This is a genomic window from Mesorhizobium sp. B4-1-1 (assembly GCF_006439375.1).
Lineage (GTDB): Bacteria > Pseudomonadota > Alphaproteobacteria > Rhizobiales > Rhizobiaceae > Mesorhizobium.
In genome coordinates, this window is sequence record NZ_VFTH01000002.1 from 1 (window position 1) to 26,342 (window position 26,342).

Genomic DNA, 26,342 nt, shown 5'->3' on the forward strand with positions numbered 1-26,342 from the left:
AACATCTCGACCACCTCGGGCGACTGGAAGGCGACGGTCGGCGTCGCCGAGCATCTTGGCTCCGACACTTTCCTGCACGTCCAGGCGGACGGTATCGGCACCGTCAATGTCCGCGCCGACGGCGAGGTCGGCGTGAAACACGGCGATACCGTCTACCTGACTCCCGACAAGGCCAAGCTCCATCGCTTCGGCGCCGACGGCAAGGCGCTGGCCCAGTGAGGACGGGACAGTGAGGCTGAAAGACAAATCGGCGCTGATCACCGGATCGGCGCGCGGCATCGGCAGGGCCTTCGCCGAAGCCTATGTGCGCGAAGGCGCCACGGTGGCGATTGCCGACATCGACCTCGAAGCGGCCGAAGCGACGGCACAGGCGATCGGTTCTGCCGCTTACGCGGTCCGGCTCGACGTCACCGATCAGTCCTCGATCGAGGCGGCGGTGAAGGCGGTGGAGGACAAGGCCGGCGGCCTCGACATCCTGATCAACAACGCCGCCTTGTTCGATTTGGCGCCGATCGTCGAGATCTCCCGGGCGAGTTACGAAAAACTGTTCTCGGTCAATGTCGCCGGCACGCTGTTCATGCTGCAGGCGGCTGCCCGCTCGATGATCGCGCGGGGCAAGGGCGGCAAGATCATCAACATGGCGAGCCAGGCCGGCCGTCGCGGCGAGCCATTGGTCGCCATCTATTGCGCCACCAAGGCCGCCGTCATTTCGCTTACCCAATCGGCGGGACTCGACCTGATTAAGCATCGCATCAACGTCAACGCCATCGCCCCGGGTGTCGTTGACGGCGAACACTGGGATCACGTCGACGCGCTGTTCGCGAAGTACGAGAACCGCCCACTCGGCGAGAAGAGGAAGATCGTTGGCGAAGGCGTCCCATTCGGACGGATGGGCAAGGCAGAAGACTTGACGGGCATGGCCGTGTTTCTGGCCAGTGACGACGCCGAGTATATCGTCGCCCAGACCTACAATGTCGATGGCGGCCAGTGGATGAGTTGACCGATATGACGAATGCCAATGTCGACGAGGCCTAGAATGAAAGCAATCGTTTTCCACGACAGAGGCATCGTGCAGGAGACGGAGGTCCCGGTTCCGGCCCTAAGGCCTGGGCATGCAATGGTCAGAGTCCAGGCTGCCGGCCTTTGCCATACGGACATTGAGGTTCTGCACGGCCGTTATGGAAAGGGCGTGTTTCCCCTCGTTCCAGGGCATGAATACGCTGGTGTTGTAGAATTGGTCGCTGACGACGTTAGCGGCATTCGGCCGGGGGACCGGGTCGTCATTGACCCAAATATTACTTGTGGTCAGTGTCCGCAGTGTCGCAAAGGCCTCACAAATCTTTGCGCTCATCTCAAGGCTTACGGGGTCACGGAGAACGGAGGTTTTGCGCAGTTCAGTGTTGTCGATGCGAGGCACCTACATCATATCGGGCAGCTACCTTTCGATCTGGCGGCTCTTGCCGAACCTCTCGCCTGCGTCATGAACGGTCTGGGCGCAGCTGGGGTCCTCGGCCAATCGGGATTGCCGCAGAGTGCATTGGTGATCGGTGCCGGACCGATAGGCCTTCTATTGGCCAATTCACTAAGAACCATTGGCGTGGCGCGTGTAGCCGTTGCAGATCGTAACGACAACCGCCTGGCTATGGTGCAGGCTTTTGGTTTCGAGCCTTTTGCTGCCGGATCCGATGCGCTGCGACAGGAACAGCAAGCCTTTGATTTCGTGGCGGACGCCACTGGGGTCGTGGCGGTCGTTGAGGGCATGATCCAATATGTTGCGGACGGTGGTGCCGCGCTAATATTCGGCGTCTGTCCACCGGACTCCAGGGCATCATTCGCGCCTTTTGAGCTATTTAGGCGCCAGATCCGGCTCGCTGGGTCGCACTCGCTAAACCGAAACATTCCTCAGGCGTTGGATCTCCTTACTCGTGATCTGACGATATCCAAGCTCGTCACGCACCGGTTGCCACTTGCAGAAATGGTGCCATTCTTCACCAAGGGCGGCGATCCAACCACGATGAAGGTTCAGTTCGTCGCGGCCGCGGCGGGTTAGCGATATTGACAAATCGTACGATTGTTTACATTCGGCATGTTTTTAAGTCACAGACCCGGTGACTGTACGGCCGAAAGAAACGCGATATGCGTAAGCGCATCAAGACGATGGAGGAGTTTTCTGAATTCGTAGGCCTGTCGCGACCGACGGTCTCAAAATATTTCAACGATCCAACTTCGGTCCGTCCGTCAACGCGCATAGCGATCGAAGCTGCATTGCGCCAGTCAGGTTTCCGCCCCAGCATTTTGGCAGTCAATCTCAACCGCCGCCGCAGCAACATGCTGGGTTTGATTGTGCCGGATCCGACCGATCCATTCTATATGGGATTAACCAGCAGGATCGAAGTGATCGCGCGGGATGCGGGCTTTCTGTCGTTTGTGCTTTCCTCGGACGGTAAGGCCGACATGGAAGAGGAGGCGCTCCTGACATTCAAATCCATGAACATCGCAGGGGTGATTATTGCCCCATTGGGAGCGAGCTCGCGCCAATCCAATCTCATGGAAGTCGTTAAAAGCATGCCCGTGGTCTTTGTTGATTCGGCGTTGAACGACACCTCCTCCTTCGTCGGAACCAACAATTCCCAGAGCGTGGGTCTAATTGTCGACTACCTCTGCCGGTCAGGGCCCCCGCCCTGTTTTTTTGGTATGCCCACAGTCAACAACAACGCCTTCGAAAGACAGCAGGCGTATGTCGACGCCATGCGGCGTCACGGAGCGGCACCAATGGTGATCGATCTTACGCCGAGCGATTCCTGGCACTTTGAGAAGTTCGCCTTTGACGAAACAATGCGCATTCTGAAAGGCGGCCGGCGCTTTCCCAGTAAAACGGTTCTGTGCGCAAACGATAGAATCGCGTTCGGCCTGATAGGCGCCGCCTATCAAATGGGGCTGTCGGTGGGGCATCAAGCAAACTGTGACTTGAGAGTTGCAGGCCATGATGACCACCTGCTCGCCCGCTATACCTGCCCTCCCCTGACCACAGTTTCTCAAGACGTCGATTTGATCAGCCGGACGGCCCTTGAAATCCTGATGAAGCGTCTCGGTGGCGATATGGGTGCCCATTCTGCCGAGGGCGAACGGATCTTTTTGAATGCGGAGATCATGCTGCGCGGCTCAGCCTGACTGCGTGCGTCCGCCCCGCGGTCGCATGGCACCGTGGATTGCGGAATCGGGACCGCAAGCGAGGCGTTCGACCTTTGATGTCCCCGGGCTGTGGCCGACAAGATTAGACCTTTGCAGTTGGTGATGACGCGTGGTTGTAACTGCGCACAACGTTGCGCACCGCTTCCACCATCAGCGCTTTTGGGGTCGCTTTCACTTTGCCCGCCGCAACGGCGGGGTAGAGCGGGCCGAGATACTGGCTGATCAGCGTCTCGGGGATTGCGCGTCCGTCCAGCCGCTGCAGCAGGGCGTCGACCGCAGTGGATGCCTGCGGATGGGGCCAGTAATAGCGGATGCGATCGCTGTAGGAGAAATGGCGCTGCAGGCGCAGTTCCTGGGCGTCGCCATGATAGTATTTCTCCCAGTTCTTGGGCTCGGCCAACAACAACCGTTCCATCTTGCCGCGCAGAGTTTCCTCCTCCGGCAGGCGGTCCAGGAAGGCGGCGATCTGGTCGAGGCCATAGAGCGCCTCGCGCAGCGCGAAGGTCAGGCCGGGACCGACCTTGAGGATAGCGAAGCCGTCGCGGACCAGAGCCGAAAGCGCCTCTTGCGGCTGATAGTCGGTCGAATGCGCCTCGAAGATGAATTGCGGCATCTGCTTAAGGACGCCGCGCAAGGCGACAGCCTTGGAACCGTCGTAGACAACGACATTCTCGTTGCCGAATTCGACGCCCGGTTGCACCACCGCGCCGATGGCGCGGGAGAAGGCATCCTGTAGCCCGAGCGCGGCGAAGGCCCTGCGGTGAACCTCGATGGTTTCGAGCGCGGCTTCCGGCTTGGTGAGTTCCAGGTGATCGAGCGCCTCCATCGCCCCACCGGGGATCGGGACCTCAGTGCCGACGATGTAGACCGGCAGGTCGTAGCCGGCCTCGGCCGCCGCCCTTTCAGCAACCTTCGCCAGGCGGGCGGCGCGCGCGGCGGTCAGGGCGTCTGAGAGCGCCACCGGCTCACCCGCGCAACCCATCGACGTGTCGAGATGGATTTTCGTAAAGCCGGCGCGCACAAAGACATCCATCATCGTTTCGGCGCGCTGCATCGCTTCCTCGGACGGCAGGTGCTTCCACGGATTGGGACCAAGGTGATCGCCTCCCAGGATCAGGCGTCCGGTGTCGAATCCCAGCCGAGCGGCAATGGCCTCGACGAAACGGCGAAAGTCGGCGGGCGTCATGCCGGTATAACCGCCTTCCTGGTTGACCTGATTGCAGGTGGCTTCGATCAGCACCGGTGAGCCGGTCGCGATTCCCTCCAGGAGAGCGGCCTCCACGACGAGCGGATGGGCGGAACAGATCGAGGTGATGCCGCTGCGCTGCCCGCTCGCGTGGCGTGCGGGCAGCCCGCTCAGGATGTCGGTGCTCATGCCGGAACTCCAAGCTTGTTCAGAAACGCTTCGATCTCGCCCATGGTGGATGTGCCTTCCATCGGCCCCTTGACACTTACCGCCCGCGCGCCGGTGGCGTTGGCGACGATCAATGCCTTGCGCGGTTCCATGCCGCGCAGCCAGCACGTCACAAAGGCCGCGCCAAAACTGTCGCCGGCGCCGGTCGGGTCGACTTCCTGGACCTTGAATGCCGGAACGAAGGTTTCGCCGGACCTGTCGAAATAGCTGGCGCCCTGCGCGCCACGCTTGACCAACACGGCCTTGATGCCGCGGTCGAGCAGGTCAGCGACCGCGGCCTTCTCGTCGGCCGCTTTGGTAAAAAGGAAGATCTCCTGGCCGCTCGGCATGAACAGGTCGGTATTATCGAGCGCATGGGCGAGCGCTTCGCGCATCCCTGGCAGTTCCAGCATTTCCTTGCGGATGTTGGGGTCGAAGGAAACCGTGCCGCCCCTGGCCTTGATGCGCGCGGTGGCCTCGAAGATGGCGGTCACGATGCCGTCGAAGAACAGCGCCGAGCCCATGATATGCAGGTGGTCGGCGCCGTCGATGAGCCTTTCCGCCTCCGGCGTGAGGCCGATGGCGCTGCAGGCGCTGTGGCGGATGTTGTAGATGAAGTCGCGATTGCCGTCCGGCCGGTAGCGCACGAAAGCGCTGCCGGTGGCCGCGGTTGCATGGATGCCGATGGCCGAGACATCGACGCCGTCACGGCGCAAACGCTCGACGTTGAGCGTGCCGAAATCATCCTTGCCGACAGCGCTGACGATGCCGCAGGGCTGGCCGAGCTTCGCCGCCTGATCGATGAAGATCGCCGGCGCGCCGGACGCGAAGGGACCGACGAGTTGAATCGGAGCGGTGAAGCCAAGGCCCGGCTCGACGGCCATGATCTCGACGAGGATTTCGCCTATGGTGATGATCTTCTTCATGTTTCACCCGATCACGTTCTGACGGACTTGCTGCGCACATCGAGCCAGACGGCGACGAGAATGACAACGCCCTTGACGATCAGTTGGAAGAAGTAAGGCACCGACAACATGTTCATACCGTTGTTGATGACCCCGATGATGAGAGCGCCGAGAATGGTGCCGATCATCGTGCCGACGCCGCCGGCAAGCGAGGTGCCGCCCAGGACCACGGCGGCGATGGCGTCGAGTTCGTAGCCCATGCCGGCATTCGTCTGAGCCGAAGACAGACGCGAGGAGAGCAGTATGCCGCTGATCGCGGCCATGACGCCCGAGATCATGAAGACGATGATCTTGACGCGGTCGACGCGGATGCCGGAATAGATCGCCGCTTCTCTGTTGCCGCCGGTCAGGTAGATCTGCCGCCCGAAGATCGACTTGGACAGCACGACATGGTTGATCACGAACAGCACGGCCATGATCCAGATGATGATCGGTATGCCCAGCCAGCTGTCGGCGCCGATCGAGAGCCATGCCTCGTTGTCGATCATCGCCGGGGCACCATTGGTCGGCAGGCTGACCGCGCCGCGGTAGATGCCCATTGTGGCTACCGTCACGATAAAGGAGGGTAGCATCAGCTTGGCCGACAACGCGCCGTTGAGCCCGCCCATCAGCGCGCCGGCAGCCAAGGTCAAAAGCACCGTCGGCAGGAAGCCGAAGCCCATGCTGAAGGCTTGCGCGGCCACCATGCCGGCGACGGCGATGATGGAGCCGATGGACAGGTCGATGTCGCCCAGCAGGATGACATAGGTCATGCCGTAGGCTGCAACCGCGATCACGGCCACCTGCTGCACGATGTTCATGAAATTGTTGAAGGCCAGGAAGCGCGGGTTAAGCACCGAGAACACGATGCAGAGCACGGCCAGAGAAATAATGATGCCGCCATATTGGCGCACCATCGGCGACCTGAGAAACGAGCGGCGGACCTCTGCGTCCGCGGCCTTCTTATGGATGTCTTGGACGTTGCTCATGCGTGCATCCCCGCTGCATAGTTCATGACGGTTTCCGGTGTGAGGCCATCGGCTTCGAGCACGGCGGCCAGTTGCTTGTTGTGCATCACCACGACGCGATCGCTGAGGCCCAGAACTTCAGGAAGCTCGGAGGAAACCATCAGGATCGCGGCACCGTTGGCGGCAAGCTCGCGGATGATGCGGTAGATCTCGAATTTGGCGCCGACATCGACGCCGCGGGTCGGCTCGTCCAGGATCAGCACCCGCGGCTTGATCAGGAGCCATTTGGCCAGCACGATCTTCTGCTGGTTGCCACCGCTCAGCGAACCGGCAATGGTGTCGATCGATGCAGTCTTGATGGACAGACGTCGCACCTCGCTTTTGGCGGCTTCACGCTCCGCCGAAGCGCGCATCAGGCCGAGAGGCCCCGCAAGCTGGCCCAGCGCCACCATGTTGGTGTTGCGCTCCACGCTGTGAGGCAGCACCAAGCCTTCTTCCTTGCGGTTCTCGGTCACGAAGGCGATGCCGTTGCGGATGGCCTGCGAGGGCGAGGCGAGCGTGAGCGGTTTGCCGTCGAGGATGATTTCGCCCTGCGGCTGGTACATGCCGAACAGGGCTTTCATGACATCGGAGCGGCCCGAGCCGACGAGGCCGAACAGACCGACGACTTCGCCGGGTTTGACGTCTATCGAGACATCCCGAAACTTGCCCGGAACGGTGAGGTTCCTGGTCGCCAGCATCGGAGGCGTTTCAGCAGGGGGACGCGGCGCCTGGCGCGGTGGGTAGATGTTGTTCATCTCGCGTCCCACCATCAGGGCGATCAGCCGGTCGATGCTGGTCCGGCTTTTTTCGGTAGTGGTGACATACTCGCCGTCGCGCACGACGGTGATGTCGTCGGACAGCCGCATGATCTCTTCCATGCGGTGCGAGATGTAGATGACCGCCTTGCCCCGCGCCTTCAGCCTGTCGATGATCGTGAACAGTATCTCGGCCTCGCTGTCCGAAAGCGATGAAGTCGGTTCATCGAGAATGATCACGTCGGCGGGCAGGCTGAGGCCCTTGGCGATCTCCACAAGCTGGCGCTGGGCGATGGAAAGGTCGCCGAGCTTGGCCCGGACGTCGACCGGCAGGCCGAGCTCGCGAATGAGTTGTTGGGCAGCCGCATTCAACTCGCGCTCCCGGATGAAGCCGAAATGGCTCGGCTCGTGGCTGGCGAAGATATTCTCCGCCACCGACAGGTTGCGGCAAAGACTGAGTTCCTGGAATACAATGGAAATGCCGTGCGCGCGGGCATCGCGCGGGTTTTGCGGCACATAGGGTTTTCCGTTCAGGACGATGCTGCCTGACGTAGGCTTGAAGACACCGGCAAGAATCTTCATCAGGGTGGACTTGCCGGCACCGTTTTCACCAAGCAGCGTGTGCACGCGCCCGCGCCGCACGGTCAGGTTCATACGCTTGAGCGCCACGATGGGGCCGAACGATTTCGCGATATCGCGAATTTCGAGCACCGTGTCGGTGGCGCTCGACCCGTTGGTATCGGGATTTGGGTTGTTGACTGTCACGAGTTGCTCCTCCACTGCCTTGCGGCTCGCCCGCCGGTGACATGGCGAGCGAACCACTTTTCCTTTCTCCAGGCGCGATGGTGCCGGCAATCCGACCGCACCATCGAGTGGAGAGGTAACGGCGACACCTCCCAGCCGCCGTCGTCGAACTGGCTACTTGGTTTCACCGTCCTTGGTGACGACGCCCGGAACGATCGGCTGCTTGGCCGGAACGGTCTCGCCCTTGATCACCTTGGCGGCGGTCTCGACCGCCACCTTGCCCATCTCGTCCGGATACTGGGCGATGACGCCTACCATCACCGGGTCGTTCTTCACGGCGTTGCGGGCCTCTTCCATGCCGTCAAAGCCGATCACCTTGACCTGGGCCTCGAGCTTGGCCGCCTTGACGGCAGCCGCCGCGGCGAGGGCCGCATCGTCGCCGAAACCGAAGATGCCGACGATGTCGGGATTGGCCTGCAGCATGTTCTGCGCGGCAGCCAGAGCTTCCGGACGGGTGATGCCCGGCTGGATCGCGACGATCTTGACGTCAGGGTGCTTCTCAAGGCCCTTCTTGAAGCCCTCGACGCGGTCCACTACCGATTGGACCGTCGGATAGTCGATGATGGCGACGTTACCCTTGTCGCCAATGGACTTCGCCATCAGCTCGGCCGCCTTTTCGCCGCCGGCGAAATTGTCGGTGCCCACGAAAGAGGTCACTTCCGCGGCATTGGCCGGAATGTCCACGGTGATGACCTTGATGCCTGCCTTCTCGGCCTTGGTGATGGCCGCGCGTACGCCTTTGCTGTCCACCGGGGAGATGATGATGACGCTGACGCCCTTGGTGATGAAGTCCTCGACGTCAGCAAGCTGCTTGCTGAGATCCTGATTGGCGATGGCGATTTCGAGCGGCACCTTCTCCACATCGGCCTCCTTCTTCATCGCGTTGGCGAGTGAAATGTAGAACGGGTGCTGCTGGGTCAGAAGCGATGCGCCGATGCCTTCAGCGGAAGCGACGCCCGCCATCATGGCGAGGGCGGTTCCGGACAGAAAAATGCGGCCGAGCGTTTTACGAAACATGATTTCCTCCGAATGAAGCCGGTGCTGGCCGGCTCGTTGCTGATCTGAACACGAACGATGCGTTCCCGCCCGCTTGCCGCTGCAAGGCGGCAACTCCCGAGGCAAGATTCAGCCCGAAACCCGGGCTGCGGTTTACATGTCATATTTTTCTTCTACGTGTCAATTTATTTTTTTACACGTGATAATAAATATGCCGATGGGCGGTCGAGTAATTGCAAGGCGCCTGCCGTTCTCGCTCTGCCATGAGCGGGAACGATCGCCCGCCAACCGCTTTTATGGGTTGTCTCGGTAAAAAAATAAATTTACGCATGGAAAAATCCTGTTTCGCCCTTCACGGGCGTCTCAAGCGCGGGAAGTCGAACATGAGCGAACCGAAGATCAGGACCATGGAAGAGTTTGCGACCGCCAGTGGGCTGTCCCGGCCGACGGTCTCGAAATATTTCGACAATCCCGACAGCGTGAAGCCGTCGACCCGGGCGCGTATCGAAAAGGCGCTGAAGGATTACGACTACCAGCCCAACATCTTCGCTGTCAGCATGAACCGGAAGCAGCCGAAGAATATTGGCGTCATCGTTCCCCACATTTCCGATCCATTCTACGCGGAGGTCGTTCGTCAGATCGAAATGCGCTGCCTTGCCGAAGGGTACTGGGCGATCGTTCTGTCCTCACATGGGGAACGCAAACTGGAAGCCCGCGCGATGCGCACGCTGATGTCGCTCAATATTGCTGGTGTGCTTATGGCGCCGCTGGGTTTCGAGACGGACGCGACCCTGCTGGCCAGCCTCGTGAAAGCGATGCCGATGGTGTTCCTCGACAACCGCGTCAATGTTGATCAACCATTCGTGGGAACCGACAACCGACAGAGCATCGGCAATATTACCGAGTATCTGTGCCGCACCGGGGAGCATCCCTGTTTCCTGGAGATGCCGGCGGTCAACCAGAACGCGCTGGAGCGCCGCGCGTCTTACATCGCGACCATGGAGCGCCTCAATCTCGAGCCCATCGTGTTGCCGATCCAGGCCAAGGGCTGGGAGTTCGAGGAACTCGGCTACCGGGAAGCTTGCCGCGTTCTCGACAATGGCGGCTTCCCGACCAGGACTGTTCTGTGCGCCAATGACCGGCTTGCCTTCGGCGTCATCGCCGCCGCCTTCGAGCGCAAGCAGCCAGTCGGACGGGAGGGGGATGGAGAATTGCGCGTTGCGGGTCACGACGACCACCCGCTGAGCCGCTTCACATGTCCGCCACTGACGACGGTGGCGCAGGACTATCGCGGCATCGCCGCCGCCGGTGTGGACATGCTTTTCGCGCGGATCGGGGATGGCCCTCAAGCGCTTGATGGCGGATCGGAAGTCAAACGGCTCGAAGCCAAGTTGATCATGCGCGGTTCCGCATAAACCTCCAATCGGAGGTCGAACGACAACGATGCCGTCAGAGGAGGGCTGCGCCCCCGCTCTGGTGAGCCCAGATCACCATCTTCGCACTGAGGCGTGGTTGTATTTCGCCAATACCTGGTCGATCGGTTTATTTCTGCTCTCCATGAATGGGATTCTTCGACTTGATCGAGATGATGCGAGGCCCGGTGCGCTGCGCAGTCGGTGTTGCCGATCTGGCAATCGAAGGCATGCGCGTGAAAGTAACCGCGCTGGCAGCAAAGCACAGTTGACTGCCGTGCCTTTGTGGGGCGGGTCGCGCAGCGTGTCGCGGCCGAAGGGTGACGGAGCTTTCGTGGTGACGTAGGTTTACGGCGCGCACCAGGCTGCGGGCTGCGTGGAACCGACGCCGGCGAGCGCACGATGCCGACTAGGTCGCGGCCGACCTCCTTGCCGAAGAAGGAGCATCCCTCACCATGGGTACAATTGATCAGTACGCGAAGCCGCCGATGGTCATTCCCCCGTCGACAATCAGCATCTGGCCGAAAACATAGCTTGCGGCGCTTGAGCAGAGCCAAACGGCGGCTTCCGCGATTTCGGTCGGCTTACCGCCTCGTTTGGCGGGAATGGCGTTCGTCGTCTGTGCCGCAAAGGATGGATTTTGGGCGCTCGCCGTTACGACCATTGGGGTTTCGGTCCACCCCGGCGCTAGGGCATTCACTCGAATCCCATGTGCGGCATTCTCCATCGCGGCGACCCGCGTCAGCCCATGAATGCCATGTTTCGACGCTGCGTAGGCACACATCCCGCCCGGGCCAGTCAGTGCCGCAACGGAGGCCGTGTTGCAGATCACACCGCCGCCGCTGCGCTTCAGAAGCGGAAGCTCATGCTTCATGCAGAGAAAGACGCTGCGCAGGTTGGTGCGCAAAACTCTGTCGAAATCATCCGTGGGATAGTCTTCGATCCGATGCGCGCCGCCGGTGATCCCAGCGTTGTTGAAGGCGGCGTCTAGCCGACCGGCGTCGGCGGCGATGCGCGAGAGAAATACCGCGACGTCCTCCTCCGACGAAACGTCGACCCGGGCGACCTGCACTTTACCGCCCGCCTTTTCGACGAGAGCCCGGGTCTCCGCGAGGCCCTGCTCATTGATGTCCGCGCCGAAGACAAGGGCGCCGCGGGCGGCGAACGCCAAAGCGGCCTCCCGACCTATCCCCGACCCGGCACCAGTGACCAAAACCACCTTGCCATCGAAATCATTCAACATGACATGCTCCTGCCGGAAGCTTCACTCTCGCGGCAATGGCTTCACCGTTGCTGCCGGTTGCGTTATTCGGTGCGCGGCCAGATCAGGCCAGCTTGATCAGGTCCTGAGCCACCAGGGTGCCGCCAAACTGCTGCAGATGGCTGGCCTGCCGCAGGGTGCCGAGGTCAAGCGCCGCATAGCCGAGTCGCTCGATGAGAGCGGCAACTTGGGACCTGGCGCTGCCGTCATCGCCAGACAACACCACAACACGTCGTCCGCCCGCCTGCGCTGGGGGCGCTTCCAGTTTTGCGGCCGGGACTGTATTGAAGGCCTTCACGACGCGGGCGCCGGGAAACGCCTCCGCAACGACCTCGGTTGAGAGCCGGCCGCCCAGGTCGGCAGGTTTGAACGACGGAAAGTCGATCGCGTTGCTCGCGTCGATCACCAGGCGGTTGTTCCAATTTGCACCAGCGGCATCCGCGTTCTCGACGAACGCACGAATGGCACCAAAGGGAATCGCAAGGAACACCACGTCCGCATGGGCCGCGTCACCGGTGGCGGCAGGCCTGATGTTGGGACCGAGCGCGCAGACCATGTCTGTGAGCGACGACGGTCCTCGACTATTGGCGACCATTACATCGATGCCTTGGCGCGCGAACTGCGTTGCGATGGCATGGCCGATAGCGCCAGATCCGATTATCGCATAAGTCATTTGCTCGGTCCCTCAAACGTCGGTTGGGTGGTCTGTTGCGTAGGCTAGCGCTACTGACCTAGGGTACGAAACTTGTAAAATTTCGAGTCTTCCGTTCGAGGAAATCGGTATGTCTGATCCCGGCACGCCAACGTTCGATCAGTTGCGAGTGTTTCTAACAGTGATCGATGTTGGAAGTTTCGCGGGCGCGGCGCGCCAACTCAACCGGGCCACTTCGGTTATCAGCTACACGATCACCAATCTGGAAGCGCAGCTTGGCGTCACGCTGTTCGAAAGGGATTCCACCCGCCGGCCCCGCCTCACCGACGAAGGCAGAGCGCTGCTTTCGGAAGCGCGCAATGTCGCCCTGGGCTTCAATCGATTGCGTGCGAAGGCCAAGGGTCTTCATCAAGGCCTCGAACCGGAGGTCCACGTCGCCCTTGACGTGATGCTGCCGGCGTCGCGCATCGTAGCGGCGCTCAAGAGTTTCCGCGACGAATTTCCCACCGTCCCGCTCAAGCTGAGGGCGGAAGCATTGGGCGCCGTGACGCAGCTCGTCCTTGATCGCACATCGATGATTGGCGTTCGTGGGCCGCCCGATGTGGAAATCGACGGACTGGAGCGGATTGGCGTCGGAAGTGTTCATCTGGTTCCAGTCGCCGCACCCGACCATCCCCTGGCGTGCCAAGTAAATGGTCTCGGAGCTGGGCGGCATCATGTCCAGCTGGTCCTTACCGATCGGACCTCGCGCACTGCCGGTGAGGATTTGGGTGTCATGGGCACGCACACCTGGCGCGTCGCCGATCTGGCCACGAAGCACTTGCTGCTTCGGGAGGGTATTGGCTGGGGGACGATGCCGGAACCCATGATCCGCGAGGATCTCGCGTGCGGTAAGCTCGTTTTGCTGGACCTGCCGGACTTCAAAGGCGGTCACTATCGCTTCTTTGCGATCCACCGGACGGACATGCCTCCAGGCCCGGCTGCCTCTTTCCTGATCAACCAGTTCGAATGGCAATCCCACGGCATGAACGGTGGCACCTTTGCATCGACAGATACAGCCGCGCCCATTGTGTCGATGCCTCCGGCCCTGGCGGCGCAGTAGAAATCGAAAGCCGGCTCATTCACGGGCGACTGAGGTCAAATTGAGCCATGAAACCAAGAACCGCGAGCTAGGGCGCTGGCTACTCCAGCGGTCTTAAAGAAGCATCGCGCTGCCGTGGCTATCCAAGGTCCCCTTTCTTCATCGGCACCGCCAAGCGATCGGCCTTTCACCGTGGCAACGGCCTCGCCGCGCGACCGCTCCTCTTTCGCAGTGCGAGCCAACGGCAGGTCCGACGGTCCGCACGCCTCCTGATCGCTTGTCGATCACATCGAACGTCGCGCTCGACCGTATCTGGCTGTTCGCATCAGGCAATCACGGTCAAATCTGACGACGCACTAACCACATGTTCGACCATCTGAATTTGAAGATTGAACCATCATGCAGATGGGCGCAGGCCCGTCCGCGAAAGCGACAAAAGGAAATTACATGGCCGCTGCAGTATTCCCCAAGGTTGGTCTCGAGGCGATGTTGACGCCCGAAAATTGCTGCCTTGTGCTTATCGATCATCAGGCTTTCCAGGTTGCTGGGGTTCGGAATATCGACCCGCAGACCATGATCAACAACACGGTCGCCCTTGCGAAGATCGCCAAGGCCTTCAACGTTCCGACACTTCTGACCACAGTGATCAAGGATCGCGGTGGCGACCTTCTCAAGGCGATCCAGGACGTGTTCCCCGATCAGGTTCCGATCGACCGGACCTTTATCAACACCTGGGAGGACAAGGCCTGCGTCGACTGGGTGAAGAAGACCGGCCGGAAGAAAGTCGTCATTGCTGGCCTCTGGACCGAAATATGTGTCGCTTTCCCCGTTATTCAGGCGCTTGGCGAAGGCTGGGAAGTCTATTTTGTGACCGACGCTTCCGGCGGCGTCAGTACTGAAGCGCATGATCGCGGCGTTCAACGGATGATCCAGGCCGGCGCTGTGCCGCTGACCTGGCTGGTGTTTGCATCGGAACTCCAGCGCGATTGGGCGCGGGAAACGACCGTTCCGGCGTTCGGCCAGGTGTTGCTCGATCATGGCGGAGCAACCGGCACAAGCCTCGCCTGGGAGTGGCAGTTGCTCGGCTCTCGTGGCGGTGCCTGACAGCAAGCGAAGCCCGCAGCCAAGCTGCCGCGGGCTTCGCCTTTCGGACCTCATGGCTACTGCCCGCATGACTTCCTCCAGCCTTCGATCGCTCTTCAACCGCGTCGGGGTGTAGCCCGGTGAAGGTTCTCATTTCTGGAGACTGGTGATGACGACGATGCGCGCCGTTCGCTTTTCAGCCTTTGGTCCGCCCTCGGTCCTGAGCGTCGAGGACATTGCCATGCCTGTCCCGCAAGCCGGCGAGGCGTTGGTGAAAGTGGATGCTTCCGCGATCAACCCCAGCGACGTGAAGTTTGTCTCCGGCGTGTTCAGTCCGACGCTGCCGCGCACGCCTGGCCGGGATTATGCCGGGACGGTCGTGACAGCTTCGAGCCGGTGGGCGGGCAAGTCGGTATGGGGCAACGGCGCCGGTTTCGGTATCGGCCGCGACGGCTCCCACGCCCAGTTCGTCGCCGTGCCGGAAGATTGGCTTTCGGAGATGCCGGCGAACCTGTCGATGGAACAGGCCGCCACCGTCGGCGTCCCCTTTGTCACGGCGTGGTCCGCGCTTGTGGTGGCAGGTGATATCCGGGTCGGCGAAACAGTGCTCATCACCGGTGCGTCCGGCGCCGTTGGCCGCGCGGCGATCCAGATTGCGCACTGGAAGAAGGCTCGCGTGATCGGCGCCGACATCAACATGAGCCAGGATTCTGAAGCGGATGTCTTCATCAACACGAAGACCAAAGACCTGCCCGCCATGGTGGCGGCGCTGACCGACAACAAAGGTGTGAATCTTGTGTTGGACGCCGTCGGCGGGCCGGTCTTCGAGCCAGCGATGAAGTCGATGGGTCTGGACGGCCGCCAGGTGGCGATCACAAGCGTCGGCTCGCGCCGCGTCGAATTCGATCTGATGGATTTCTATCACAACCGGCAACGTTTGATCGGCATTGATACCGCCAAGCTCACAGGCGCCGAAATCGCGGCGATCCTGAACGCGCTTCGGCCGGGTTTCGAGAGCGGCGCGTTGCGACCGTCGCCAGTCAAGAAATGGCTGCTCGATGATGCGGTGAAGGCCTATGAGGCGGTCGCCGCCGGCGATGCTTCGGCAAAACATATCCTAAATCCGCAAAGCGCTTAGCCGCCTCACCGTTCCAAGAAGGATCCGCCGATGTCCGACTCCGAAGCCAACAAAGCCATCGTGCGTCGCTATTTCGAGATGTTCAATTCCGGCGACCTCGGTCAACTCGCCTGCCCTATCGAAAGCGCGACGGGACGGTGCGCCATCCACACCGGCGATGTCTGGCGCATGGAAACGCATCTCATCGCACGCGCCGGTGACGAGGTCGTGGTCGACCGCCAAGAGGTCAAGGAGTTTCCACGCGATCTGAATTGATGTGATCGCGGAGGCGGGACTGCTCAGCCGGGACGTCTCGGCAGCATCTTTTTGGCGAAGGCCTCCACCTCTCCTTCGCGAGGGGCTTCGCCCGTGTGCGTGAGCAGGTAGGCCGGCGTCAGAAAGAGACGGTTGCTTACCGGCTCGACGATCTCGAGCGAGTAATAGCCGATCTGCGTGAAGTACAGCACGCGCGCCCGCACGAACGCTTCCGTGGCTTCGTAGCGATGCCGTGAAAACATCGCCCGGATGGCTTCGACGCGCGCGTCGTCCTCCTCGTTCACGACCCGGTGGACGTCGGCGGACTGGCGCGACCAGGCGCGCACGGCGAAGTCAAGTCGCGGATTGAAGAGCGTTTCGTCCAGCCAGCACTCGAAGATATTGAGCACGGCTTGCGTGATCGACGCGGCCGGCCGGCCGGCCTGCTCGACGATGAACCGGGTGTTGTTGTTGCGCCAGTAGTCCAGCAGCTGGTCGAGCAGGTCCTGACGGCTCTTGAAGTACCAGTAGAAACTGGAACGGGAGACATTGAGCTTCTGCCCGAGCGCCAGCACGCGCACCGCCTCCACGCCCTCGGAGATCAACGTCTCCAGCGCGAGGTTCATCCAGTCCTCGCGCGTCACCTTGGTGTTGCCGATCAGACCGGACCGCCGCACGACTTCATCAGCATTGGAATCGGAGAACATAGCGGGCTGGCCAAGTTTGAACGCCGGCTAGATAGACCTGAAACCACCACGCTACAATACTTGCACTTGTTCAAGCCACTCCCAAAGATACGGGGCAAGGCCCCGGTCGACGTGGAGACGCGCCCGATGGCGGTTCCCGAACCGGTAGAAGAGAACGTCGACGCCGGCAAAAAGGATCGAAGCCGAGCGGCTTGCCGCTCCGGGATCGAGCGCCGTGCCCCTGGCGATCAGCCGATCCAGGTCCGGCCCCTCGATCTCGAAGACATGCAGTCCGGCATCCATGGCCGTCACCGCGAAACCGGCCGCGTGCCAGCCGGCCGCAACCGGGAACGGCTGTTCCCCGACCGCAAGAACGCGGTCACGCGCGATCCGCACCATGTATCTGTCGCCGAAGGCAATTGCCCCAGCTCCGACACCTTCGCCGGCAAGCGCCGAAGCCTTCGACCAGGCGGCAAGGTCGCCGCTGACCAGAAGCTGGTTCAGCCCGCCAAGCGTTCGCACGCCGACGCTGCCTTTGCTGAGCGTGGCGGTGGCCCAGTCGGGCGCCGCCGGCCATTTTTCGGCAAGGTTACGCATGGAGCCGCCTCCCTTCCGGATCGAAGGCGCAAGGCGCAACGATCGTCGCCTGCCGCACGACACCCAGATGTTGAACGTCGATGGTTTCGCCGTGCCGCGCCGCGCCCCGTTCGATGAGCGCCAGGGCGACAGGGCGTTCCAGGGTCGGGCTCTGATAGCTGGAGGTGACGAAACCGATGCTCCTGAGCCGGCCGTCGCGCTTCTCCACGCCATGCGCGCCGGTCGCCAGCGGCGCCTCGCCTTGGCGCAGCGCAAGACCGACGAGCTGGTTGCGGTCCATGCTGTTCCCCGCCTCGGTGAAAAGCGAGCGGCGGCCGACGAACTCGTTGACGCGTTTGGTCCGAGGTCCGGCGACGCCCAGATCGTGCGGCATGGTTGTTCCGTCGGTGTCCTTGCCGATGACGATGTATCCCTTCTCGGCGCGCAGGATCATCAGCGACTCGAGCCCGAGCAGAACGGCGTCGAAGGCGCGGCCCTCCCGCTGCATCCTCGCCCACAGCGCCTCTGCCCGGTCGGCGCGGATGGAGATCTCGTAGCTGCGGTCGCCGGTGAAGGAGACCCTGGCGATGCGCACCTCGTCGCCGCCAAAGCGGCCGGCGGCGACGGCCATATGCGGCAGGCTGGCATCGTCAAGTGCTACGCCCAGATCGAGCGCTTCCACGACCTGGCGCGCATTCGGACCCGAAACGGTCAAAGTGGCGTAGTGCGCGGTGGCATTGTGGATATAGACCGCGTCGCGGCCGAAGCGGTCCTGCCGCCATTCCTCGAGGCGCGCGTGGACCGCGGCGACATGCGAGGACGAGCAGGAGACGATGAAGCGATGCTCGTCCAGGCGGACCAGGACGCCGTCATCGAAGACGACGCCATTTTCCGACAGCATGAAGCCGTAGCGGCAATGGCCCGGCTTCAGGGTCGACATGGTATTGTAATAGATGAAGTCGACAAACTCGGCCGCGCGCGGGCCGATCACCTCGATCTTGCCCAGCGTCGAACCGTCGAAGAGCGCTACGGATTGCCGGGCCCGGCGCGCCTCTTCCTGGATCGAGGCGCCGGCTTCACCGCCGCCATAATAGGCAGGCCTCAGCCAGCCGCCATATTCCTGGAACACCCCGCCGGCGGCGCGATGGTTCGCCTCCAGCGGCAGCCGGCGGACCGGCGCATGCATGCTGCCCCGGCGCGCTCCCGCAAGGCTGGCGAATGGGACAGGCGTGAACGGCGGCCGGTAGGTCGTGGTGCCGACTTCGGCGATGCCCCGCCCGGTGATGTCAGCCAGCAACGCCAGACCGTTCAGGTTCGAGGTCTTGCCCTGGTCGGTCGCCATGCCAAGCGTGGTGTAGCGCTTCAGGTGCTCGACCGAGACGAAGTTCTCCCGCGCCGCGAGCTCGACATCCTTGGCGGTGACGTCGCTCTGGTAGTCGATCCAGACGCGCCCCTTGGCCTTGGGTTTCGGCCACAGGTTGACGACGCCGAGCGATGCTTCCGCCCCCGTGCCGCGAGGCGCCGGCGTCGACGAGCCGAACTCGCCGGGCGCCGCGGCGCCGCTGGCCAAGGCATCCGAAAGCGAGACCGTGCCGGCCACGGCGCCGGCGACGCCAATCCCGTCGATGGCTTCGCCGGGGATGAATGCCGCAAGTTGGTTGCTCCAGGCGAGCTTGCCTTTCGCCTGCGAGAACAAGTGCACTGTGGGTGTCCAGCCGCCGGAGACGAGAACGCAATCGGCGGCAAGCGTCGTGCCGTCGTCCAGCAGGACACCCTGGACGGCATTGCGCCCGCGCGCCGCCTTGATCGTGCGCCCAGCCACGACTCGAATATCGGCTCTTCCTTGCACACCGCCGTCGCGCCGGCAGTCGACCACCGTCACCGAAGCGCCGGCCGCGGCGAGCGCGGAGGCCGGCTCATAGGCGCTATCGTTGTTGGTCGCGAGCACGATCTCGCGGCCGACAAGCACACCATGCCGACGCAGATAGCTGAGCGCCGCGTCGGCGGAGAGGATTCCCGGAAGGTCGTTGTTGGCGAACGGCACGGGCCGTTCGATCGCGCCTGTCGCCAGCACGACGCGGCGGGGCCGCACGCGCCAAAGCGTGTCCGGCCTGCCGTCGGGGTGGCGCTGGTTGAGCGCGACCAGATTGTGATCGTAAAGGCCGAACGCGGTCGTATCGCTCAGCACGAGTTGGCCACCGCTCTTCAGCCTGGCAACTGTCGCGTCGACCCACGCCTTGCCCTCGACGCCATCGATCTCACCGGCGCGATGACGCAGCGACCCGCCGGGATGCGTCCTGTCGTCGACCAGGACGACCGAGTGGCCGGCCGCCGCCGCGCTGGCTGCCGCGGCAAGGCCTGCGGGCCCGGCGCCGACCACCAGGACGTCGCAATGATGGTTGACCTGGTCCGAGACCTGACGCGGCTTCCAGTCCGGATCGACGACGCCAAGTCCGGCCATGGCGCGGATGCGCGGCTCGAACAGGTGCCAGTCCGGCCACATGAAGGTCTTGTAGTAGAAGGCGGCGGGCAGGAAGCGGGCGAAGCGATCCAAAACGGCGTTGCGGTCGGTCTCGGCCGTCGGCGAAGCGTTGACGCTCTTGACCTTGATGCCGTCGACGGCTTGCATGGTCGTGGCGCGCGCATTCGGCACGCGGCCGATCGCGCTCTCGACATCGACCAGCGCGTTGGGCTCCTCGACGCCGGAGCCCCAGATGCCGCGCGGCCTATGGTATTTGAAGCTGCGGCCGACCACGGCCTGGCCGCTCGCGAGCAAGGCGGAGGCGATTGTGTCGCCTACAAAACCCTCGACACGCCTGCCATCGAAGGTGAAGCTCAGCGGGCAGTCGCGGTCGATGTCGCTGCCGCCGGTGGTGAGACGGGAAGCGCTCATGCGCCGTGCTCCGCTTCGCCGAGCACGGAAGAGCCCGACACCTTGTGATTGACGCTGTCGCGGCTCATCGCGAAAAACTCGCCGCATGTCATATGCACCCAGATCTCTCGCGTCGGCCCCTTCGGATTGTCGCGCATGTGGAGATAACCGGCCCAGCGTTCGGCGGTCACATCGCTGCCGTCGGGCCGGAGATTGCCGGCCTCGCCGCCATAGTGAAACTCGCTTTCTTCGCGCGGCCCGCAGAACGGGCAGGGAAAGAGCTGCATCTTTTCTACACCTTCAATGGGCAATGCCGGAGCCGGCGGCCTCGTCGATCAGGCGGCCGCGGGCGAAGCGGTCGAGATCGAAAGGCCGGCTGATGTCGTGATGCCTGCCGGTGGCAAGCAGATGGGCAAGCAGGGTGCCGCCTGCGGGAATAGCCTTGAAGCCGCCCGTGCCCCAGCCGCAATTCAGGAAAAGGCCGGGCAGCGGCGACTCGCCGATGATGGGCGAGGAATCCGGGACGACGTCGACGATGCCGGCCCATTGCCGCATCATCTTCAGCTGGCCGAAGATCGGATACATTTCAAGCATGCCGGCGATCACGCTTTCCAGCACCGGCAGATTGCCGCGCTGGCCGTATGACGGGATGCGGTCGAGCGCACCGCCGATCACCAGTTCGCCCTTGTCCGACTGGCTGACATAGACGCCGGTGTCCGGCGAGATCACCACTGTGTCGAGGATCGGCTTGACCGGTTCGGACACGCAGGCCTGCAGCGCATAGGAATTGACCGGCAGCCGAAATCCCGCCTTCGCCGCCAGCACCGACGAATGGCCGGCCACCGCCATGCCTGTACGCTCGGCCCGGATTGCGCCGCGCGAGGTGACGACGCCGCGGCAGCGCCCATTCTCGATGATAAAATCGGAAATCTCGCAATTCTGGATGATGTCGACACCGAGACGGCTCGCCGCGCGGGCGTAGCCCCAGGCGACAGCGTCGTGGCGGGCGGTGCCGCCGCTTGGCTGCCAGGTGCCGCCATAGACGGGGAAGCGTGTGTCCGGGCTGAAATTGTAGATCGGCACGACGCGACGCACGTCCTCGACCGAGAACAACTCGCAATCGATGCCGTTGACCTGAATGGCGTTGACCGACCGCGCGGCGGTTTCCATTGCGGATTCGCTGTGCGCGAGCGTGAGGATGCCGCGCGCGGAAAACATCACATTGTAGTTCAGGTCCGTCGAAAGGCTCTTGTAGAGGCTGTGGGCCAGTCCATAGATCACCGCGCTTTCCGGGTAGAAGTAGTTCGAACGCACCACCGTCGTGTTGCGGCCGGTATTGCCGCCTCCGATCCAGCCCTTCTCCAAGAGCGCGACGTTGGTGATGCCGTGATTTTTGGCGAGATAGTAGGCGGTGGCGAGGCCGTGCCCGCCGCCGCCGATTATGATCGCGTCGTAGCGCGGTTTCGGATCAGGAGAGCGCCAGGCCTTTTCCCAACCGGTCTGACCGGCGATGCCCTCTTTGAAGAGCGAAAGCGCCGAGTACTGCCTCGTCATGCGCCCAAATCGCCGTCACAGGCCAGTGACATCGCTCCACCGCAAGGGCTTGGTCGCCGGGCTTCCAGCTCGAACATGTGCATCGATCGTCCCTCAAGATACCTGCCGTGGCGCCGAACACCGCAAAGCAGCGCCAAGCACACATTTAGCGTGAATGTACACCTGTGTCCATTCAAAGCATAGGAACGCCCTTCCGCGCGTTTCACAAATTTTGGGCATTGGTCCAACGAGACCGATAAGCGCCGAAAGCCTTCGTAGGCAGTGTTCCCTGCAGCTGAACCGCTTTAACTTGGCGCCCCGACACTCACGGCAGCTTCCCGTTCAGGACATCAGGCGACCGCGTCGGCGCCATGACGGCTTCTTGCTTCGGCCGCGCGCAGGAAAGCAGCGAGCCTTTCGTTGAAGATCGCCGGTTTCAGCAGGAAAGGCGCGTGCTTGCCGTCCTGGATGTCGTCCGGCTCGCCGGTCCACTGCTCGAGCTTGAGGTCCCGGAAATACCGATGGTTCAGAAACGGATCGTCCGAGCCGTTCAGAATGGCGAATGGCATCGCGGCCGAGCGCAGGAAACGCATCTGGCGCGGCCAGTCCACGATCTGGAGCTTGCCCAGCGTATAGGCCCGGGCGCGCCCGTCGGTCCTTCGCACGGCCCGATGGAGGTGGGCCGTCTCCGGCGTTTTCGGACCGGTCGTCGACGCGGCGAAGTCGCGGCTCTCGGCCGGCGACAGGAAGGTCTTGCTCGCCAGAACGAAATGGCTGGTTGCATCGTAGGCGCGGCCGACATCTTCCGGAACGACCCGGAGCGGTGGCGTGCCGGAAATGGCAAGCGCCCTCACGGGATAGCCGCGGGCCGCAAGCTCGATGGCGATATAGCCGCCCAGCGACCATCCGAACACAAAGGGGTTTGCCGCGCCGAGCGCCTTGAGCACGTCTTCGGCCACGTCGGCGAAGGCCTCGACGCTATAGTCCTTTTCCGGATCGGCGTTGTCGGACACGCCGTGGCCGGGCAGGTCGAAGGAGACCACGCGATAGCGGTCGCGGAACGCCTTGAACTGGTTGGCGAACACTTCCTTGGCGGAGGAATTGCCGTGAATGAAGAGAAGCGCCGGCTTGTCGCCGCCAGTGTCGGCCACGGCGATCCTGCCATGGCGGGTGGCGACGATCGTCTCACGCGCTCCGGTCATCGCTTCCCGCTGGCCGAGGCCGAAGCGGCGGCGCAGCCTGGCCGTCGCCTGCGAACGGACCACGTCGAGCGCTTCACGAAATGTCTGCAGCAAGGCCCACAGGCCACCCGGATAGAAGATCAGGATGACGATCAGCAATAGCGACATGATGATGTTGCGCCAGGCGCCGTAGGCAGCGAAGACCTCCGACACCATGGTCACGAAGAAGGCCGCAAGGATCGGACCCCAGATCGTTCCGGTACCGCCGAGCAAAAGCATCGAGAGCAGCAGGCCAAGCAGCCCGAGGCCGAAATTGTCGGGAGAGGCTACGCGCATGTAGGAGCCGTAGAATCCGCCGGCCACGCCGCTCAGCGCGGCGCTCACCGTCAGCGTGAACAGCCGGATGCGCGTCTCCGACATGCCGCGCGAGATGGCATAGTATTTATGGTCGCGCATGGCCAGGATGGCGCGGCCGAAACGCGAGCGGGTGATCTTGTAGAGGATGATGGTGGAGGCCACCAGCATCAGCAGGGCCAGATAATAATAGCCGACCTTGCCGCCGCGATTGAAGCGGTAGCCGAAGAGATCGAGCGCCGGCAGGCTTACCATGCCCGACGTGCCGCCCGTGATGTCGGATTGGCTGATGATGATCTGGTAGAGCACCTGCGAGGCCGCGATGGTCACCAGGATGATGTAGATGCCTGAAAGCCTGAGGATGGGCAGCGTGATGAGGGCCGCGACAAGCCCCGCGGCGACCCCGGCGAACGCTATGCCCAGCCATGGCGACAGGCCGAGAGTCTGGCCGACCAGCCCGAACGCGTAGGTGCCGATGGTGAAGAGCGCGACATGGGCGAAATTGAACAGGCCGCCATACCCAAGGCTGAGGTCCCAGCTCGAGGCCACGATGCCGAACATGAAGGCCAGCACGAGGAGATGCCGCAGATACATGTTCGAGGAAAGCAGCGGCACGAGCGCCAGCACGGCCAGGACGGCAAGAACCGGGATCAGCCCGGAACCGCGGGCGAAGGACGGGTTGTACCGCATCAGACGGATTTCCTGTAGCGGCCAAACAGGCCTTCTGGCTTGGCGACGAGCACGACGATCATGATGGCGAAAAGCACTGTCGGGCTCCAGTAGAGGCCGACGAGATAGGTCATGACAGCCTCGAGCAGGCCAACGATGAAGGCCGCGTAGATCGGGCCGGTGAAGCGCGCGATGCCGCCGAAGATCACCACGATCAGCGCCTTCATCAGCGGGTCGGAGCCCATCGAAGGATTCATGAAGCGGGTAGAGCCGATCAGGATGCCGGCCAGCGCGGCCAGCGCCGCCGACAGACCGAAGGCGATCGCATAGAGCCGCTCGACATCGATGCCCATCAGCTGCGCCGCCTCGCGGTTCTGCGCCACGGCGCGCATGGCGCGACCAAGCGGCGCACGCTGCAGGAAAACGCCGAGCGCCGCCAGGATGACGAGCGCCAGTGCCACCACCGCCATCTCGTTGCGGGATATGGTGATGCCGAAGAGCGACATGTCTCCGCCGAGCAGAGGAGAAAGCTGCTTGTTGCGCGGTCCCCAGACGAGGTTGATGACGTTTTCCAGGATGGTCGCGCCCGCCAGCGTGGTGATGACGGATTTCACCACGATGTCCGGGCTTCGTTCGAAGGGCTTGATGAGGAGGTAGTAGACGAGCATGCCGATGACGAACATGCCGATGATGGAGACCGCCGCTCCGGCCAGCAGCCCGGCGGCCGAGGCTTCGGTGCTGGCGATCTGCCAGGCGATGTAAGCGCCGAGCGCGATGAACGTCCCATGGGCGAAATTGAAGATGCCGAGCGTCGTCCATACGAGCGCCAGGCCGGTCGCCATCAGCGCATAGAGAGCGCCCAGCACGATGCCGCCGAGCAGGATCAGGTTGAGCGTCTCAAGGGTCAATGGTGATCCTCGCCGAACATCAGTTTCATGATCTCTTCATGCGTGGGCATGTCCGCCTTCTCGATGCGTCGCGAGATGCGGCCGTGATCGAAGAGGTAGAGCGTGTCGATCAGCTCCTCGAGGAAGGCGATGTCCTGATCGACCACGATCAGCGGCACGCCGGATCCCCGGATGGTCTGGATCGCCGACGCGAGTTCCCCGCGCAGCTTGGGCGACAAGCCCAGCGTCGGCTCGTCGAGGATGAGAAGCTTCGGCGCCGCCATCAGTCCGACGCCTATGGCCACCATCTGGCGCTCGCCGCCCGAAAGGAAGCGTATCTTGTGGCCGAGCCGCTCGTGCACCCGGGGAAAGAGCCGGAAGACCGTGTCCAGCGTCTCCGCCGCGTTGGCGCGCCCGCGTGAAGCATAGGGCGCAATCGACAGCGTTTCGGCGACCGTCATGTCCGGGAACAGCAGGTTTCCCTGCGGGACATGGATCAGCCCGGCACGCGCCACCGCTTTCGGATCCATCCGGCGCCGGGCTATGGCGTCGTAGTTGAAATTGCGCCAGCGCCGGCTGCCGCGCGCACCCGGCCGGTTGAGCTGGACGCCGTCGAAGAAAATGTCCCCGTCCCACGGATCGATAATACCGGACAAGGTTCTCAGGAACGTCGTCTTGCCGTGGCCGTTCGGGCCGAACAGCCCCACGCTCGCGCCCTGCACCAGCGAAAGGTCGATCTTGCGGAATATCTGCAGCGGCTCGTAGCCACCATCGAGGCCCCTGACGTCGAGGAGAAGCGTGCCCGTCATCGTGCCTGCCCCAGATAGGCTTCGATCACTTTCGGATCGGCAACGACTTCGGCCGGAAGCCCCTGGGCGATCACCCGGCCCTGGTCGAGGACGATAAGCCGGTCGCAGACCGACATCAGCAGCGGCAGGACGTGCTCTATGAGCAGGATGGCGATGCCGCGCTGGCGCAGCCCGAGAATGAGCGCCTTCATGTGGTCGATCTCGCCGGGCGTCAGGCTCGACGCCGGTTCGTCGAGCAGCAGCACGCGCGGCGACATGGCCAAGGCGCTGGCAATCATCAGTATCTTGCGGAAGAAGATCGGAAGGGTCGCGGTCGGCGCGTTGTGCAGCGTCTGGGGAAAGCCCACCATGTCGAGCACCGCGATCGCGGCGATCTCGTCCCGCCTCTGCCCCTGCCTCTTGCCGCTGTGCTCGATGGCCACCAGCACATTGTCGATAGCGCTCAGCGAGGCGAAGATGCTTTCGCGCTGGAAGGTGCGGGCAATGCCGGAACGGCTCACCTCCTCCGGCGCCACGTTCTGGATCTCCTTCCCCTCGAAAACGACGCGGCCGCTGTCGGCCGGAAAGGGAATGTTGGTCAGGATGTTGAACAGCGTGCTCTTGCCGCTGCCGTTCGGCCCGGCGACGCCGAGTATTTCGTTCTCGGCCAGCGCAAAGCTGACGCCGCCCACCGCGCGCAAACCGCCGAAGGACTTGGTGAGATTTTCAGCCGTAAGAATCATGCAAGACTGCTTTGACGAAAGCGGAACGCTGTTGGGCTTCGGTACCTTGGAGATTTGCCGGCGCGATAGACCGCGCCGGCAAATCGGACACTTTCGCG

25 protein-coding genes and 2 pseudogenes are annotated in these 26,342 nt (G+C 62.8%); 10 read left to right on the plus strand and 17 right to left on the minus strand.

Features of this window, described 5'->3' with window-relative positions:
* The 4 genes from FJW10_RS02870 to FJW10_RS02885 form a co-directional block, all read left to right on the plus strand.
* Positions 1 to 219: TOBE domain-containing protein (locus FJW10_RS02870; RefSeq protein WP_140898264.1), on the plus strand; the 219-nt coding region annotated here is incomplete at its 5' end.
* Between the two features lie 10 nt (positions 220 to 229).
* Positions 230 to 1,000 (plus strand): L-iditol 2-dehydrogenase, encoded by a 771-nt coding sequence (locus FJW10_RS02875; RefSeq protein ID WP_140898266.1) that lies wholly within the window; start codon positions 230 to 232, stop codon positions 998 to 1,000.
* Positions 1,001 to 1,036: 36 nt separating this feature from the next.
* On the plus strand, positions 1,037 to 2,050 hold the full coding sequence (locus FJW10_RS02880) for a zinc-dependent alcohol dehydrogenase family protein (RefSeq protein ID WP_140898268.1): 1,014 nt from the start codon (positions 1,037 to 1,039) through the stop codon (positions 2,048 to 2,050).
* Positions 2,051 to 2,136: 86 nt separating this feature from the next.
* Positions 2,137 to 3,171 (plus strand): LacI family DNA-binding transcriptional regulator, encoded by a 1,035-nt coding sequence (locus FJW10_RS02885; RefSeq protein ID WP_140837445.1) that lies wholly within the window; start codon positions 2,137 to 2,139, stop codon positions 3,169 to 3,171.
* Positions 3,172 to 3,274: 103 nt separating this feature from the next.
* Here the strand turns inward: FJW10_RS02885 and FJW10_RS02890 are convergent, their stop codons facing one another.
* From FJW10_RS02890 to FJW10_RS02910, 5 genes are all read right to left on the minus strand, one after another.
* Positions 3,275 to 4,567: a D-tagatose-bisphosphate aldolase, class II, non-catalytic subunit gene (locus tag FJW10_RS02890; protein ID WP_140898270.1), complete on the minus strand. Its 1,293-nt coding sequence runs from the start codon at positions 4,565 to 4,567 to the stop codon at positions 3,275 to 3,277.
* On the minus strand, positions 4,564 to 5,511 hold the full coding sequence (locus FJW10_RS02895) for a sugar kinase (RefSeq protein WP_140898272.1): 948 nt from the start codon (positions 5,509 to 5,511) through the stop codon (positions 4,564 to 4,566). The genes FJW10_RS02890 and FJW10_RS02895 overlap by 4 nt, the downstream gene beginning before the upstream one ends.
* An 11-nt stretch (positions 5,512 to 5,522) precedes the next feature.
* Positions 5,523 to 6,518, minus strand: coding sequence for a ribose ABC transporter permease (locus FJW10_RS02900; protein WP_140898273.1), 996 nt, complete (start codon positions 6,516 to 6,518; stop codon positions 5,523 to 5,525).
* Positions 6,515 to 8,059, minus strand: coding sequence for a sugar ABC transporter ATP-binding protein (locus FJW10_RS02905; RefSeq protein ID WP_140898275.1), 1,545 nt, complete (start codon positions 8,057 to 8,059; stop codon positions 6,515 to 6,517). The genes FJW10_RS02900 and FJW10_RS02905 overlap by 4 nt, the downstream gene beginning before the upstream one ends.
* 153 nt (positions 8,060 to 8,212) lie before the next feature.
* On the minus strand, positions 8,213 to 9,115 hold the full coding sequence (locus FJW10_RS02910; RefSeq protein ID WP_140837455.1) for a substrate-binding domain-containing protein: 903 nt from the start codon (positions 9,113 to 9,115) through the stop codon (positions 8,213 to 8,215).
* 362 nt (positions 9,116 to 9,477) lie between these two features.
* On the opposite strand from FJW10_RS02910, the gene FJW10_RS02915 reads away from it, so the two are divergent.
* Positions 9,478 to 10,509, plus strand: coding sequence for a LacI family DNA-binding transcriptional regulator (locus FJW10_RS02915; RefSeq protein ID WP_140837457.1), 1,032 nt, complete (start codon positions 9,478 to 9,480; stop codon positions 10,507 to 10,509).
* 182 nt (positions 10,510 to 10,691) lie between these two features.
* Positions 10,692 to 10,778: pseudogene (locus FJW10_RS02920) on the plus strand (RidA family protein); the annotation flags it as partial.
* Between the two features lie 79 nt (positions 10,779 to 10,857).
* Here FJW10_RS02920 and FJW10_RS30685 read toward each other — a convergent pair.
* The 3 genes and pseudogenes from FJW10_RS30685 to FJW10_RS02935 form a co-directional block, all read right to left on the minus strand.
* Positions 10,858 to 10,967: pseudogene (locus tag FJW10_RS30685) on the minus strand (segregation and condensation protein B); the annotation flags it as partial.
* Positions 10,968 to 10,975: 8 nt separating this feature from the next.
* Positions 10,976 to 11,749: an SDR family NAD(P)-dependent oxidoreductase gene (locus FJW10_RS02930; RefSeq protein ID WP_140898277.1), complete on the minus strand. Its 774-nt coding sequence runs from the start codon at positions 11,747 to 11,749 to the stop codon at positions 10,976 to 10,978.
* 82 nt (positions 11,750 to 11,831) lie between these two features.
* Positions 11,832 to 12,440, minus strand: a complete 609-nt coding sequence (locus FJW10_RS02935; protein WP_140898279.1) for an NADPH-dependent F420 reductase — start codon at positions 12,438 to 12,440, stop codon at positions 11,832 to 11,834.
* 109 nt (positions 12,441 to 12,549) lie between these two features.
* Here FJW10_RS02935 and FJW10_RS02940 point away from each other — a divergent pair, with 109 nt between their 5' ends.
* The 4 genes from FJW10_RS02940 to FJW10_RS02955 all read left to right on the plus strand — a co-directional run bounded on the left by FJW10_RS02940 (position 12,550) and on the right by FJW10_RS02955 (position 15,976).
* Complete coding sequence (locus FJW10_RS02940; RefSeq protein WP_140898281.1) at positions 12,550 to 13,521, plus strand: LysR family transcriptional regulator; 972 nt, start codon at positions 12,550 to 12,552, stop codon at positions 13,519 to 13,521.
* A 426-nt stretch (positions 13,522 to 13,947) separates the two neighbouring features.
* Entirely contained in the window at positions 13,948 to 14,604 is a 657-nt protein-coding gene (locus tag FJW10_RS02945; protein ID WP_140898763.1) for a hydrolase, read from the plus strand.
* 148 nt (positions 14,605 to 14,752) lie between these two features.
* Positions 14,753 to 15,721, plus strand: coding sequence for a zinc-binding alcohol dehydrogenase family protein (locus FJW10_RS02950; RefSeq protein ID WP_140898283.1), 969 nt, complete (start codon positions 14,753 to 14,755; stop codon positions 15,719 to 15,721).
* Between the two features lie 30 nt (positions 15,722 to 15,751).
* The gene (locus tag FJW10_RS02955) at positions 15,752 to 15,976 is read left to right on the plus strand and encodes a hypothetical protein (protein WP_140898284.1); all 225 of its coding nucleotides are present in this window, start codon (positions 15,752 to 15,754) and stop codon (positions 15,974 to 15,976) included.
* Between the two features lie 23 nt (positions 15,977 to 15,999).
* Here FJW10_RS02955 and FJW10_RS02960 read toward each other — a convergent pair whose 3' ends face one another.
* From FJW10_RS02960 to FJW10_RS03000, 9 genes are all read right to left on the minus strand, one after another.
* On the minus strand, positions 16,000 to 16,662 hold the full coding sequence (locus FJW10_RS02960) for a TetR/AcrR family transcriptional regulator (protein ID WP_140898285.1): 663 nt from the start codon (positions 16,660 to 16,662) through the stop codon (positions 16,000 to 16,002).
* A gap of 51 nt (positions 16,663 to 16,713) precedes the next feature.
* Positions 16,714 to 17,238, minus strand: a complete 525-nt coding sequence (locus FJW10_RS02965) for a hypothetical protein (RefSeq protein WP_140898286.1) — start codon at positions 17,236 to 17,238, stop codon at positions 16,714 to 16,716.
* Complete coding sequence (locus FJW10_RS02970) at positions 17,231 to 20,110, minus strand: sarcosine oxidase subunit alpha family protein (RefSeq protein ID WP_140898287.1); 2,880 nt, start codon at positions 20,108 to 20,110, stop codon at positions 17,231 to 17,233. The genes FJW10_RS02965 and FJW10_RS02970 overlap by 8 nt, the downstream gene beginning before the upstream one ends.
* Positions 20,107 to 20,376: a sarcosine oxidase subunit delta gene (locus tag FJW10_RS02975; protein WP_140706143.1), complete on the minus strand. Its 270-nt coding sequence runs from the start codon at positions 20,374 to 20,376 to the stop codon at positions 20,107 to 20,109. The genes FJW10_RS02970 and FJW10_RS02975 overlap by 4 nt, the downstream gene beginning before the upstream one ends.
* Positions 20,377 to 20,389: 13 nt before the next feature.
* Complete coding sequence (locus FJW10_RS02980) at positions 20,390 to 21,643, minus strand: sarcosine oxidase subunit beta family protein (protein ID WP_140898288.1); 1,254 nt, start codon at positions 21,641 to 21,643, stop codon at positions 20,390 to 20,392.
* A 329-nt stretch (positions 21,644 to 21,972) separates the two neighbouring features.
* Positions 21,973 to 23,847, minus strand: a complete 1,875-nt coding sequence (locus FJW10_RS02985) for an alpha/beta fold hydrolase (RefSeq protein WP_140898289.1) — start codon at positions 23,845 to 23,847, stop codon at positions 21,973 to 21,975.
* Complete coding sequence (locus FJW10_RS02990; protein WP_140834214.1) at positions 23,847 to 24,734, minus strand: branched-chain amino acid ABC transporter permease; 888 nt, start codon at positions 24,732 to 24,734, stop codon at positions 23,847 to 23,849. The genes FJW10_RS02985 and FJW10_RS02990 overlap by 1 nt, the downstream gene beginning before the upstream one ends.
* Positions 24,731 to 25,522 carry an ATP-binding cassette domain-containing protein gene (locus FJW10_RS02995; RefSeq protein ID WP_140898290.1) on the minus strand — a complete coding sequence of 264 codons (792 nt, stop codon included), beginning with the start codon at positions 25,520 to 25,522 and terminating at the stop codon, positions 24,731 to 24,733. Before FJW10_RS02995 ends, FJW10_RS02990 begins: the two co-directional genes overlap by 4 nt.
* Positions 25,519 to 26,244 carry an ABC transporter ATP-binding protein gene (locus FJW10_RS03000; RefSeq protein ID WP_140898765.1) on the minus strand — a complete coding sequence of 242 codons (726 nt, stop codon included), beginning with the start codon at positions 26,242 to 26,244 and terminating at the stop codon, positions 25,519 to 25,521. Before FJW10_RS03000 ends, FJW10_RS02995 begins: the two co-directional genes overlap by 4 nt.
* Between the last annotated feature and the right edge of the window lie 98 nt (positions 26,245 to 26,342).

What these genes read in the sequence shown, in the direction of transcription:
- FJW10_RS02880 (WP_140898268.1), top strand. Translation starts at nt 1,037, where the DNA reads ATGAAAGCAATCGTTTTCCACGACAGAGGCATCGTGCAGGAGACGGAG.
- FJW10_RS02885 (WP_140837445.1), top strand. Translation starts at nt 2,137, where the DNA reads ATGCGTAAGCGCATCAAGACGATGGAGGAGTTTTCTGAATTCGTAGGC.
- FJW10_RS02890 (WP_140898270.1), bottom strand. Translation starts at nt 4,567, where the DNA reads ATGAGCACCGACATCCTGAGCGGGCTGCCCGCACGCCACGCGAGCGGG.
- FJW10_RS02895 (WP_140898272.1), bottom strand. Translation starts at nt 5,511, where the DNA reads ATGAAGAAGATCATCACCATAGGCGAAATCCTCGTCGAGATCATGGCC.
- FJW10_RS02900 (WP_140898273.1), bottom strand. Translation starts at nt 6,518, where the DNA reads ATGAGCAACGTCCAAGACATCCATAAGAAGGCCGCGGACGCAGAGGTC.
- FJW10_RS02910 (WP_140837455.1), bottom strand. Translation starts at nt 9,115, where the DNA reads ATGTTTCGTAAAACGCTCGGCCGCATTTTTCTGTCCGGAACCGCCCTC.
- FJW10_RS02915 (WP_140837457.1), top strand. Translation starts at nt 9,478, where the DNA reads ATGAGCGAACCGAAGATCAGGACCATGGAAGAGTTTGCGACCGCCAGT.
- FJW10_RS02930 (WP_140898277.1), bottom strand. Translation starts at nt 11,749, where the DNA reads ATGTTGAATGATTTCGATGGCAAGGTGGTTTTGGTCACTGGTGCCGGG.
- FJW10_RS02935 (WP_140898279.1), bottom strand. Translation starts at nt 12,440, where the DNA reads ATGACTTATGCGATAATCGGATCTGGCGCTATCGGCCATGCCATCGCA.
- FJW10_RS02940 (WP_140898281.1), top strand. Translation starts at nt 12,550, where the DNA reads ATGTCTGATCCCGGCACGCCAACGTTCGATCAGTTGCGAGTGTTTCTA.
- FJW10_RS02945 (WP_140898763.1), top strand. Translation starts at nt 13,948, where the DNA reads ATGGCCGCTGCAGTATTCCCCAAGGTTGGTCTCGAGGCGATGTTGACG.
- FJW10_RS02950 (WP_140898283.1), top strand. Translation starts at nt 14,753, where the DNA reads ATGACGACGATGCGCGCCGTTCGCTTTTCAGCCTTTGGTCCGCCCTCG.
- FJW10_RS02955 (WP_140898284.1), top strand. Translation starts at nt 15,752, where the DNA reads ATGTCCGACTCCGAAGCCAACAAAGCCATCGTGCGTCGCTATTTCGAG.
- FJW10_RS02960 (WP_140898285.1), bottom strand. Translation starts at nt 16,662, where the DNA reads ATGTTCTCCGATTCCAATGCTGATGAAGTCGTGCGGCGGTCCGGTCTG.
- FJW10_RS02965 (WP_140898286.1), bottom strand. Translation starts at nt 17,238, where the DNA reads ATGCGTAACCTTGCCGAAAAATGGCCGGCGGCGCCCGACTGGGCCACC.
- FJW10_RS02970 (WP_140898287.1), bottom strand. Translation starts at nt 20,110, where the DNA reads ATGAGCGCTTCCCGTCTCACCACCGGCGGCAGCGACATCGACCGCGAC.
- FJW10_RS02975 (WP_140706143.1), bottom strand. Translation starts at nt 20,376, where the DNA reads ATGCAGCTCTTTCCCTGCCCGTTCTGCGGGCCGCGCGAAGAAAGCGAG.
- FJW10_RS02980 (WP_140898288.1), bottom strand. Translation starts at nt 21,643, where the DNA reads ATGACGAGGCAGTACTCGGCGCTTTCGCTCTTCAAAGAGGGCATCGCC.
- FJW10_RS02985 (WP_140898289.1), bottom strand. Translation starts at nt 23,847, where the DNA reads ATGCGGTACAACCCGTCCTTCGCCCGCGGTTCCGGGCTGATCCCGGTT.
- FJW10_RS02995 (WP_140898290.1), bottom strand. Translation starts at nt 25,522, where the DNA reads ATGACGGGCACGCTTCTCCTCGACGTCAGGGGCCTCGATGGTGGCTAC.
- FJW10_RS03000 (WP_140898765.1), bottom strand. Translation starts at nt 26,244, where the DNA reads ATGATTCTTACGGCTGAAAATCTCACCAAGTCCTTCGGCGGTTTGCGC.